This window comes from Streptomyces hyaluromycini, assembly GCF_002217755.1.
In the GTDB taxonomy this organism is placed as follows: domain Bacteria; phylum Actinomycetota; class Actinomycetes; order Streptomycetales; family Streptomycetaceae; genus Streptomyces; species Streptomyces hyaluromycini.
Map to the genome: position 1 here is coordinate 434770 of NZ_BCFL01000023.1, position 11810 is coordinate 446579.

The window sequence follows — 11810 nt, forward strand, 5'->3', positions numbered from 1 at the left end:
CGCGGCAGCAGCACCGGGCGTGTGCGCTCGCAGCCCGGCGACACCCGCATTCACGCAGTTCTCTCTCCGCACCCGGTGCGCCCCCTCGGCGCACCCGGGCGCGTTTCCAGTCGTCACCCTCATTCCTGGAGTCCCGCGATGGCCACTCCCCAGTCCGACTCTTCTCTGTCCCCGCTCAAGACGATCGCCGTCGTCGGCCTCGGCACCATGGGCACCGGTATCACCGAGGTCCTGGCGAAGGCCGGCCGCGAGGTGATCGGCATCGACGTCAGCGAGGCCCAGGCCGCCAGGTCCGCCGCCGCGCTGGAGACCTCCACCGCCCGTGCCGTGGCACGCGGCAGGCTGACCGAGCAGGAGCGCGCCGACGTCCTCGGCCGGGTCCGTACCGGTACCGACCTGACGGCGGCGGCCGACGCCGACCTCGTCATCGAGGTGGTCCCGGAGTCGTACGGCATCAAGCACCAGGTGCTCCGGGAGCTGGACGGCATCGTCCGCCCCGAGACCATCCTGGCGACCGGCACCAACGCGCTCTCCGTGACCCGGCTGGCCGCCGACTCGGCCCGCCCCGAGCGCGTCCTCGGCCTGCACTTCTTCAACCCGGCCCCGGCGATGAAGCTGGTCGAGGTCGTCTCCTCGGTCCTCACCGCGCCGGGCGCCGTCGCCGCCGTCACCGACCTGGCGATCGAGCTGGGCAAGGAGCCGGTCGCGGTCGGCGACCGCCCCGGGTTCGTCGCGGACGGCCTGCTGTTCGGCTACCTCAACCAGGCCGCCGCGATGTACGAGGCGAAGTACGCCTCCCGCGAGGACATCGACGCGGCCATGCGGCTCGGCTGCGGCCTGCCGATGGGCCCGCTGGCGCTGCTCGACCTGATCGGCATCGACACGGCGCGTACGGTCCTGGAGGCCATGTACGCCGAGTCCCGCGACCGCCTGCACGCCCCGGCCCCCATCCTCAAGCAGCTCAGCGAGGCGGGCCTGACCGGCCGCAAGTCGGGCCGCGGCTTCTACACCTACGAGGCCCCGGGCAGCGCCGTCGTCGTCGGGGACGCCCTCACGCCGCTGGACGGCGCCGCGGTCACCCCGGGCCGTACGGTCCGCTCGGTCGGCGTCGCCGGCTCCGGCACCATGGCCTCCGGCATCGCCGAGGTCTTCGCCAAGGCCGGGTACGAGGTCGTCCTCGCCGCCCGCAGCGAGGAGAAGGCACAGGCGGCGAAGGCCCGTATCGGCAAGTCCCTGGACCGCTCCGTCGGCAAGGGCCGGATGACCGCCGAGGCGGCCGCCCAGACCCTGGACCTGATCACCCCGGCCGGCTCGTACGACGCCTTCGCGGACGTCGACCTGGCCGTCGAGGCGGTCGCCGAGGACCTGGAGGTCAAGCGGCAGCTGTTCGCGACCCTGGACAAGGTGTGCAAGCCGGGCGCGGTCCTCGCCACCACCACCTCCTCGCTGCCGGTCGTCGCCTGCGCCCGTGCCACCTCGCGTCCGCAGGACGTGATCGGCATGCACTTCTTCAACCCGGCGCCGGCGATGAAGCTGGTCGAGGTCGTCCGTACCGTGCTGACGGCGGAGGACGTCCACGCCACCGTCCGCGAGGTCTGCGCGAAGATCCGCAAGCACGCGGTCGACTGCGGCGACCGGGCCGGATTCATCGTCAACGCGCTGCTGTTCCCGTATCTCAACAACGCGATCAAGATGGTCGAGGAGCACTACGCGTCCCTCGACGACATCGACGCCGCGATGAAGCTCGGCGGCGGCTACCCGATGGGTCCGTTCGAGCTCCTCGACGTGGTCGGCCTGGATGTCTCGCTCGCCATCGAGAAGGTGCTGCACCGGGAGTTCCGCGACCCGGGCCTCGCGCCCGCGCCGCTCCTGGAGCACCTGGTGGCCGCGGGCTGCCTCGGCCGCAAGACCGGCCGTGGCTTCCGCGAATATGCCCGCCGCTGACGGCGTCGGCGACTGGTTCCGGGACGAGAAGGACTGGGGCGGACTGCTCGACCCCGCCGACGGTCCCCCGCCCTTCGCGGGCGGGGGAAACCCCGGACCTGCGCATCAAGCTGCGCACATGCAGTACGTTCGGGTCATGCCCCAGCCCGCCAAGTCCTCACGTACCCCCGCCACGTCCGACGCGCCGGAGAGTGCCGCGGGCAGCCGCGCGGCGGCCCAGCGGCTCAAGATGCGCCGAGAACTGGCGGCCGCCGCGATGGAGCTCTTCGCGACGAAGGGGTACGAGGCGACCACCGTCGACGAGATCGCGGCCGCGGCCGGGGTCGCCCGCCGCACCTTCTTCCGTCACTTCCGCTCCAAGGAAGAGGCGATCTTCCCCGACCACGACGACACCCTGATCCGCGCCGAGGCCGTGCTGAACGCGGCCCCGGCCCATGAGCATCCGCTCGACACGGTGTGCCGCGGCATCAAGGAAGTCATGAAGATGTACGCGGCCCGGCCGGAGATCTCGGTCGCCCGCTACAAGCTCACCCGCGAGGTGCCCACCCTCCGCGAGGCCGAGATCGCGTCGGTGGCCCGTTACGAGCGGCTCTTCACCCGCTACCTGCTCGGCCACTTCGACGAGCACGCCCACGCGGACGACGCGAACGACGACCCGTTGCTGGCCGAGGTCGCGGCGTCGGCGGTGGTCACCGCCCACAACCACGTACTGCGGCGCTGGCTGCGGGCCGGCGGGCAGGGGGACGTGGAGACCCAGCTGGACCACGCCTTCGCGATCGTCCGCAAGACGTTCGGGAACGGGATCGGGGCGGGCCGGGAGGCCGCGCCCCGCCCGGCCGCGTCGGCCTCGGTCGCGTCGCAGGGTGAGGTGCTGGTGACGGTGGCGCGCACGGACGCGCCGCTGGACGAGGTGATGCGCACGATTGAGCAGGCGCTGAAGGAGCGGTCGTAAAGCGACGGTAGTGGCGGGCTGCGGTCACAGAACCGCGGCTCCGCCGCTCGTCCTCAAACGCCGGACGGGCTGGATCTTCTACGCCCGCGCCCTGTGTGATCCACGCCTCGCGCCCCGTCACCGGCATCCGGACGTCTCCCGCAAGACGGGCCATTTTCCCCTACCCGCCGGTAGGTCTGATCGATCATCGCTCATTTGTTACGTAAAGATTTCATCTGAGAGCGATTCCTGGCACTCAGTGCCTTGCCACCTGACACGCGGTGTCATACGTTGATGGTGTCCGGCCTGTCCCGGCGAACCCACCAGTTCGCCCGCCGGACGCCTGCGTCACAGGCAACCTCCCGCGCCACAAAGCGCTGCCGAAGCACCACCCCCGCCGAACCGACGGCACCTTTCCCAAAACCCTCAGCAGCACCGACGTAACCCTCAACGCCCCTTCCCTCAGGGGCGCGCATCGCCGGAGGCAACACCGTGACCACTCAGGCCATTCTGGACGCGATCCAGTCGCCGGAATCGACGCCGGCCGACTTCGCCGCTCTGCCGCTTCCCGAGTCGTACCGCGCGATCACCGTGCACAAGGACGAGACGGACATGTTCGCGGGTCTGGAGACCCGCGACAAGGACCCGCGCAAGTCGATCCACCTCGACGAGGTCCCCCTGCCCGAGCTGGGCCCGGGCGAGGCCCTGGTCGCCGTCATGGCATCGAGTGTCAACTACAACTCGGTGTGGACCTCGATCTTCGAGCCGCTGTCGACCTTCGGCTTCCTGGAGCGCTACGGCCGCCTCAGCGAGCTGACCAAGCGGCACGACCTGCCGTACCACATCATCGGCTCCGACCTCGCGGGCGTCGTCCTGCGCACCGGCCCGGGCGTCAACGCCTGGAAGCCCGGTGACGAGGTCGTCGCGCACTGCCTGAGCGTGGAGCTGGAGTCGTCCGACGGGCACAACGACACCATGCTCGACCCCGAGCAGCGGATCTGGGGCTTCGAGACGAACTTCGGCGGGCTCGCCGAGATCGCGCTGGTCAAGTCCAACCAGCTGATGCCGAAGCCGAACCACCTCAGCTGGGAGGAGGCCGCCGCTCCGGGCCTGGTCAACTCCACCGCCTACCGGCAGCTGGTCTCCCGCAACGGCGCCGGCATGAAGCAGGGCGACAACGTGCTGATCTGGGGCGCGAGCGGCGGGCTCGGCTCGTACGCCACCCAGTTCGCGCTGGCCGGCGGCGCCAACCCGATCTGTGTCGTGTCCTCGCCGCAGAAGGCGGAGATCTGCCGGGCCATGGGCGCCGAGGCGATCATCGACCGCAACGCCGAGGGCTACAGGTTCTGGAAGGACGAGCACGAGCAGGACCCGAGGGAGTGGAAGCGCTTCGGCAAGCGCATCCGTGAGCTCACCGGCGGCGAGGACGTCGACATCGTCTTCGAGCACCCCGGCCGCGAGACCTTCGGCGCCTCGGTCTACGTGACCCGCAAGGGCGGCACGATCGTCACCTGCGCCTCCACCTCCGGCTACAACCACGAGTACGACAACCGCTACCTGTGGATGTCCCTGAAGCGGATCATCGGCTCGCACTTCGCCAACTACCGCGAGGCCTGGGAGGCCAACCGGCTGATCGCGAAGGGCAAGATCCACCCCACCCTGTCGAAGGTCTACTCCCTGGAGGAGACCGGCCAGGCCGCCTACGACGTGCACCGCAACCTCCACCAGGGCAAGGTCGGCGTGCTCTGCCTCGCTCCCGAGGAGGGCCTCGGCGTGCGCGACGAGGAGATGCGTGCCAAGCACCTCGACGCCATCAACCGCTTCCGCAACATCTGAGACACCCGAGGTCATAGATGACTGAGCGTCAGATCGCCGACGGGGAACGTGTGAAGGACCGGCCGTGGCTCATGCGCACGTACGCCGGGCACTCCACGGCCGAGGCGTCCAACGAGCTGTACCGGCGCAACCTCGCCAAGGGCCAGACGGGTCTGTCGGTGGCGTTCGACCTGCCGACGCAGACCGGCTACGACCCCGACCACATCCTCGCCCGCGGCGAGGTCGGCCGGGTGGGCGTGCCCGTCTCGCACCTCGGTGACATGCGCCGGCTTTTCCAGGACATCCCCCTGGAGCAGATGAACACCTCGATGACGATCAACGCCACGGCGATGTGGCTGCTGGCGCTCTACCAGGTGGTCGCCGAGGAGCAGGGTGCGGACATCACCAAGCTCCAGGGCACGACCCAGAACGACATCGTCAAGGAGTACCTGTCCCGGGGGACGCACGTCTTCCCGCCGGGGCCGAGCCTCCGGCTGACGACGGACATGATCGCGTACACGGTCTCCCACATCCCGAAGTGGAACCCGATCAACATCTGCAGCTACCACCTGCAGGAGGCGGGCGCCACGCCGGTCCAGGAGATCGCGTACGCGATGTCCACCGCCATCGCCGTGCTGGACGCGGTCCGCGACAGCGGCCAGGTGCCGCAGGAGCGCATGGGTGACGTCGTCGCCCGTATCTCCTTCTTCGTGAACGCCGGCGTCCGGTTCGTCGAGGAGATGTGCAAGATGCGCGCCTTCGGCCGCATCTGGGACAAGGTCACGCGTGAGCGGTACGGCATCGAGAACCCCAAGCAGCGGCGGTTCCGGTACGGCGTCCAGGTCAACTCCCTCGGCCTGACCGAGGCGCAGCCGGAGAACAACGTCCAGCGGATCGTCCTTGAGATGCTCGCGGTGACGCTGTCGAAGGACGCACGCGCGCGTGCCGTGCAGTTGCCCGCGTGGAACGAGGCCCTCGGCCTGCCGACGCCCTGGGACCAGCAGTGGTCGCTGCGCATCCAGCAGGTGCTCGCCCATGAGAGCGACCTGCTGGAGTACGAGGACATCTTCGAGGGCTCGCACGTCATCGAGAAGAAGGTCGCCCAGCTGGTCGAGGACTCCCTCGCCGAGATCGACCGGATCCAGGAGATGGGCGGCGCGATGGCCGCCGTCGAGTCCGGCTACCTGAAGTCGCAGCTGGTCTCCTCGCACGCCGAGCGGCGGGCCCGGATCGAATCCGGCCAGGAGAAGATCGTCGGCGTCAACATCTTCCAGACGACCGAACCGAACCCGCTCACCGCCGACCTGGACACGGCCATCCAGACGGTCGACCCGGCGGTCGAGGCCCGGGTCGTGGCGGCGATCGGGCACTGGCGCGACACGCGCTACCAGCCGCCGTTCAACCACCCGCGGCCCTGCAAGGCCCTGGAGCGGCTGAAGGAGGCCGCCAAGGGCACCGACAACCTCATGGAGGCCACCCTGGAGTGCGCCCGCGCGGGCGTGACGACCGGTGAGTGGGCCGGGGCCCTGCGGGAGGTGTTCGGCGAGTTCCGGGCACCCACCGGAGTCTCCTCCGCGCCCGTCGCCGTCCCGGTGGAGGCCGGCTCGGCGCTCGCCGGGGTGCGGGCCAAGGTGGACGCGACCGCCCGCGAACTGGGCAGCGGCAAGCTGAGGTTCCTCGTCGGCAAGCCCGGTCTCGACGGGCACTCCAACGGTGCCGAGCAGATCGCGGTGCGCGCGCGGGACGCCGGCTTCGAGGTGGTGTACCAGGGCATCCGGCTCACCCCCGAGCAGATCGTGGACGCCGCCCTCGCCGAGGACGTGCACGCGGTCGGCCTGTCGATCCTCTCCGGCTCGCACGCCCAGCTGGTTCCCGATGTCCTGGAACGACTCCGTGTGGCCGGTGCCACAGATATACCGGTGATCGCCGGTGGCATCATCCCGAATGGTGACGCCCAGCAACTCAGGGAAGCCGGAGTGGCCGCGGTCTTCACCCCGAAGGACTTCGACATCACCGGAATCATCGGCCGGATCGTCGACGAGATCCGGAAAGCGAACAAGCTCGACCCCCTGGAGGTCCCCGCATGACCGCCCACCCGTCGCCCGCCACCACCCTTGCAACGGGCGGCTCCGCCGCACACCCATTTAATCGTCTCCGCCCGCGGCGCTCGTGCCTGGCCGTACCCGGTTCGAACCCGCGCTTCCTGGAGAAGGCACAGGGTCTCCCGGCGGACCAGGTCTTCCTGGACCTGGAGGACGCGTGCGCGCCGCTCGCCAAGCCCGAGGCGCGCCACACCATCGTCAAGTTCCTCAACGAGGGCGACTGGACCGGCAAGACGCGCGTGGTCAGGGTCAACGACTGGACGACCGAGTGGACGTACCGTGACGTCGTGACCGTCGTGGAGGGCGCCGGCCAGAACCTCGACTGCATCATGCTGCCGAAGGTCCAGACGGCCCAGCAGGTCGTCGCCCTGGACCTGCTGCTCACCCAGATCGAGAAGACCATGGGCTTCGAGGTCGGCAAGATCGGCATCGAGGCGCAGATCGAGAACGCGCAGGGCCTCAACAACGTCAACGAGATCGCGCAGGCCTCCCCGCGCGTCGAGACGATCATCTTCGGCCCGGCCGACTTCATGGCGTCCATCAACATGAAGTCGCTGGTCGTGGGCGAGCAGCCGCCCGGCTACCCGGCGGACGCCTACCACTACATCCTGATGAAGATCCTGATGGCCGCCCGCGCCAACAACCTCCAGGCGATCGACGGCCCCTACCTCCAGATCCGCAACGTGGAGGGCTACCGCGCGGTCGCCCAGCGCGCCGCGGCCCTCGGCTTCGACGGCAAGTGGGTGCTGCACCCGGGCCAGGTCGAGGCGTCCAACGAGATCTTCTCGCCGTCGCAGGAGGACTACGACCACGCCGAGCTGATCCTGGACGCGTACGACTACTACACGTCCGAGGCGGGCGGCAAGAAGGGCTCCGCGATGCTCGGCGACGAGATGATCGACGAGGCCAGCCGCAAGATGGCCCTGGTCATCTCCGGCAAGGGCCGGGCCGCCGGCATGCAGCGCACGTCGAAGTTCGAGATCCCCGCCAGCTAAGGAGCCCAGAGCGCGATGCAGTTCGGACGCACGTACGAGGAGTTCGAGGTCGGGGCGACGTACAAGCACTGGCCGGGCAAGACGGTCACGGAGTACGACGACCATCTCTTCTGTCTCCTCACCATGAACCACCACCCGCTCCACATGGACGTCAACTACGCCGAGAACACGACGGACTTCGGCAAGAACGTGGTGGTCGGGAACTACATCTACTCGTTGCTGCTCGGCATGTCCGTGCCGGACATCTCGGGCAAGGCGATCGCCAACCTGGAGATCGAGTCGCTCAAGCACGTGGCGCCGACCTTCCACGGCGACACGATCTACGGCGAGACCACCGTGCTCGACAAGTGGCCCTCGAAGTCGAAGAACGACCGCGGGATCGTCTACGTCGAGACCAAGGGCTACAAGCAGGACGGCACGCTGGTGTGCACCTTCCGCCGCAAGGTGATGGTGCCGACCGAGACGTACATCAAGGAGCGCGGCGGCGAGCAGCCGGGCCGCCCCGAGCTCAAGGAACAGGGGAAGTAAGCGATGGCCCGTCTCGCCCAGACCGCCGGTCTGACCGACGTCCAGCAGGAGATCCTCTCCACCGTCCGCGACTTCGTGGACAAGGAGATCATCCCGGTCGCCACCGAGCTGGAGCACCGCGACGAGTACCCGCAAGCGATCGTCGACGGCCTCAAGGAGCTCGGCCTGTTCGGCCTGATGATCCCCGAGGAGTACGGCGGCCTGGGCGAGTCCCTCCTGACGTACGCGCTGTGCGTCGAGGAGATCGCCCGCGGGTGGATGTCCGTCTCCGGGATCATCAACACGCACTTCATCGTGGCGTACATGCTCAAGCAGCACGGCACGCAGGAGCAGAAGGAGCACTTCCTGCCGCGGATGGCGGCCGGCGACATCCGGGGCGCGTTCTCGATGTCGGAGCCGGGGCTCGGCTCGGACGTGTCGGCGATCACCTCGAAGGCGGTCAAGGACGGCGACGAGTACGTCCTGAACGGCCAGAAGATGTGGCTGACGAACGGCGGCACGTCGTCCCTGGTGGCCGTCCTCGTCCGGAGTGACGAAGGCCACCCCGAGGGTACCGCGCCGCACAAGTCGATGACGACCTTCCTGATCGAGAAGGAGCCCGGCTTCGGCGAGGTCCGCCCCGGTCTCACCATCCCGGGCAAGATCGAGAAGATGGGCTACAAGGGCGTCGACACCACCGAGATGATCATGGACGGGCTGCGGCTTCCGGCCGATCGGGTGCTCGGCGGGGTCACCGGCCGAGGTTTTTACCAAATGATGGACGGGGTCGAGGTCGGCCGCGTCAACGTGGCGGCGCGCGGCTGTGGTGTCGCCCAGCGTGCGTTCGAACTGGGTGTCCGGTACGCCCAGCAGCGTCACACTTTCGGCAAGGCGATCGCCCAGCACCAGGCCATCCAGTTCAAGCTCGCGGAGATGGCCACCAAGGTCGAGGCCGCGCATGCCATGATGGTCAACGCCGCGCGCAAAAAGGACTCCGGGGAGCGAAACGACCTGGAGGCAGGGATGGCGAAGTACCTCGCCTCCGAGTACTGCAAGGAGGTCGTGGAAGACGCCTTCCGCATCCACGGCGGCTACGGCTTCTCGAAGGAGTACGAGATCGAACGCCTCTACCGTGAGGCGCCCATGTTGCTGATCGGCGAAGGTACCGCCGAGATCCAGAAAATGATCATCGGGCGAAGGTTGCTCGAAGAGTATCGATTCCAGGGCTGATTGTCCGGGTACGGGGTGTTTTCTTCGAGAAGAAGATCACACCCCGTCAACGGTCTTCGGCCGCCGACTCGGCTTCCTGGCTTGCCCAGTTGCGGCCCCCGCCCGGTACGATCCCGGAAAGCCGCCGTCCCCATTTCCTGCGCGGCATCATCCGCTACGAAGGTCATCCATGCCCCACAGCCAAACCTCTGCACATCGAGACAGCCTGGCCGGCGTACGCCTCGCGCGCGGAGCATCGCCGTGGCTTCTCCCGACCGTCGCCACCGCAGCCGTCAGCCTCCTCCGCGCCCGTCGCTCCGGCGCCGCGAAGGCCGTCGCCGTACCCGCCACCGCGCTCGCGGCGGGCATGCTGTGGTTCTTCCGCGACCCCGAGCGTGAGATCGCCCAGGGCCGTGTCATCTCGCCTGCCGACGGTGTGGTGCAGAGCATCATGCCGTGGAAGGACGGACGCACCCGCGTCGCCATCTTCATGAGCCCGCTCAACGTCCACGTCAACCGCGCGCCCCTCGCGGGCGAGGTGACGTCGGTGGAGCACATCCCCGGTGGCTTCGTTCCCGCCTTCAACAAGGAGAGCGAGAACAACGAGCGCGTAGTCTGGCATTTCGACACCGAACTCGGCGACATCGAGATGATCCAGATCGCCGGCGCGGTGGCCCGCCGTATCGTCCCCTACATCCCGCAGGGCACGAAGGTCGAGCAGGGCGACCGCATCGGGCTGATCCGCTTCGGCTCGCGTGTCGACATCTACCTGCCGGAGGGCGTGGACGTCGCGGTCGAGGTCGGCCAGAAGACCGTGGCTGGGGTGACTCGCATTGACCGTGATTGATCCTGAGACCCAGGCGGGCTGGGTGCCCGAGGCCGACGAGATCGGCGAGGACGAGGAGGAGATGCCCCTCTCTCTGCGCCTCTCGATAGCGGACACCCTGACCCTCGGCAACGCCACGTGCGGCTTCATGGCGGTGTACTTCACCACCACCGGCATCCTGATCCCGCACCTCACCGGGGACGACCAGTCGGCCGGCATGGCGCGCCACAGCGCCGCCACGGCGGTCATCCTCATGCTCTGCGCGGCCGTCTTCGACCTGTTCGACGGCCTGGTCGCGCGGAAGCTGCGCTCCTCCCCCATGGGCGCCGAGCTGGACAACCTCTCCGACCTGATCAGCTTCGGCCTCGCGCCGGCGTACTTCGTGCTCGTCTACGGCATGGTCGCCGACGACGCGTACCAGAAGGTGGCCGCGGTCGGAGCGGTCGTCGTGCTGCTCGCGGTGGTGCTGAGACTCGCGCGCTTCTCGTGCGTGACGCCGACGAACGGCATGTTCCAGGGCATGCCGAGCCCCTTCGGGGCGCTGACCGTCGTCTCGATCGTCCTCCTGGAGCTGCCGTTCTTCGCCACGCTCCTCGCGATCCTCGGCACCGCCTGGCTGATGGTGAGCCGGGTCGAGTACCCGAAGCCGCGCGGCCGCCTCGCCGGGGCGATGCTGGCCTGGATCGTGCTGTCGATGGGCCTCCTGGCGGCCTGGGCCTTCGACGCCCCCGGCGGCCAGCTGCTCCTCCAGACCGGCTGCGCCCTGCAGCTGGTGATGGGCGCGGTGATCCCGCTGTTCGCCACGGCCCGCCGGGTGAACAACTTCCGCGACAACAGGCGCGAGGCGCGGGCGGCGCAGCTGCCCTGACCCTCGTCACGACGCGAAACGGGTGTGGCCCGAGCCTTCGAGGCTCGGGCCACACCCGTTTCGCGTTCAAGGGCATACGGCGTTGGCCTTTGACCGGTCAACCACCCCTGGCCAGAGCCGAGTTGCACAGGGCGAGACAGGGGAGGGCGGTGGAATTGGGCTGAAATTTACGGGGATTTGTCCCCTTTCCGGGATGGGGATTACTCCCCTCCTGCGGATCGGAGGACAGCCATGCCCGCACCCACCGCCAAGGACTACTCGGTCCCGCACGTCTCGAAGCTTCCCGCCAACGAGGGCGACACCGTCAACCTCTTCGTCCGGGAGTACGACGGCACCCAGGGCAACCAGCCGCACGAGGTGGTGCTGATGCTCCACGGCAGGAGCGTGCCGGTTCTCGCCGGGTACGACCTCACGGTTCCCGGGTCCGCCATCGACTACAACTGGGCACAGGACCTGGCCAGGCACCACTACGACGTCTTCATGATGGACCTGCAGGGCAACGGACGGTCGCCCCGCCCAACGCCGCTGGGGGTCCCCCCACGCCTTTAGGGCAGTGGGGGAGTGCGTGCCACGCCCCGCGACGCCGGCATGCTCCAAACGACAGGCCCTAGGT

The 11810-nt window shown here is 68.7% G+C and carries 10 protein-coding genes; all 10 read left to right on the forward strand.

Going from position 1 to position 11810, the window contains the following annotated elements; genetic code table 11:
* Positions 1 to 138: 138 nt before the first annotated feature.
* The 10 genes from SSP29_RS30820 (at position 139) to SSP29_RS60125 (ending at position 11746) form a co-directional block, all read left to right on the forward strand.
* Entirely contained in the window at positions 139 to 1944 is a 1806-nt protein-coding gene (locus SSP29_RS30820; RefSeq protein WP_089104109.1) for a 3-hydroxyacyl-CoA dehydrogenase family protein, read from the forward strand.
* Positions 1945 to 2062: 118 nt separating this feature from the next.
* The gene (locus SSP29_RS30825) at positions 2063 to 2896 is read left to right on the forward strand and encodes a TetR family transcriptional regulator (RefSeq protein WP_218036935.1); all 834 of its coding nucleotides are present in this window, start codon (positions 2063 to 2065) and stop codon (positions 2894 to 2896) included.
* A 471-nt stretch (positions 2897 to 3367) separates the two neighbouring features.
* Positions 3368 to 4711, forward strand: a complete 1344-nt coding sequence (gene ccrA / locus SSP29_RS30830; protein WP_089104111.1) for a crotonyl-CoA carboxylase/reductase — start codon at positions 3368 to 3370, stop codon at positions 4709 to 4711.
* 17 nt (positions 4712 to 4728) lie between these two features.
* Entirely contained in the window at positions 4729 to 6777 is a 2049-nt protein-coding gene (locus tag SSP29_RS30835) for a protein meaA (RefSeq protein ID WP_089104112.1), read from the forward strand.
* Positions 6774 to 7787: an HpcH/HpaI aldolase/citrate lyase family protein gene (locus tag SSP29_RS30840; protein WP_150135222.1), complete on the forward strand. Its 1014-nt coding sequence runs from the start codon at positions 6774 to 6776 to the stop codon at positions 7785 to 7787. Before SSP29_RS30835 ends, SSP29_RS30840 begins: the two co-directional genes overlap by 4 nt.
* Before the next feature lie 15 nt (positions 7788 to 7802).
* Positions 7803 to 8315 (forward strand): MaoC family dehydratase, encoded by a 513-nt coding sequence (locus SSP29_RS30845; RefSeq protein ID WP_089104113.1) that lies wholly within the window; start codon positions 7803 to 7805, stop codon positions 8313 to 8315.
* Between the two features lie 3 nt (positions 8316 to 8318).
* Positions 8319 to 9524: an acyl-CoA dehydrogenase family protein gene (locus SSP29_RS30850; protein WP_089104114.1), complete on the forward strand. Its 1206-nt coding sequence runs from the start codon at positions 8319 to 8321 to the stop codon at positions 9522 to 9524.
* Between the two features lie 169 nt (positions 9525 to 9693).
* Complete coding sequence (locus SSP29_RS30855; protein ID WP_089104115.1) at positions 9694 to 10350, forward strand: phosphatidylserine decarboxylase; 657 nt, start codon at positions 9694 to 9696, stop codon at positions 10348 to 10350.
* A gap of 22 nt (positions 10351 to 10372) precedes the next feature.
* Positions 10373 to 11197: a CDP-diacylglycerol--serine O-phosphatidyltransferase gene (gene pssA, locus SSP29_RS30860; protein ID WP_089104116.1), complete on the forward strand. Its 825-nt coding sequence runs from the start codon at positions 10373 to 10375 to the stop codon at positions 11195 to 11197.
* Positions 11198 to 11428: 231 nt separating this feature from the next.
* A complete protein-coding gene (locus tag SSP29_RS60125; protein WP_089104117.1) occupies positions 11429 to 11746 on the forward strand; it encodes an alpha/beta fold hydrolase in 318 nt (105 codons plus the stop codon).
* The last annotated feature ends 64 nt before the right edge of the window (positions 11747 to 11810 follow it).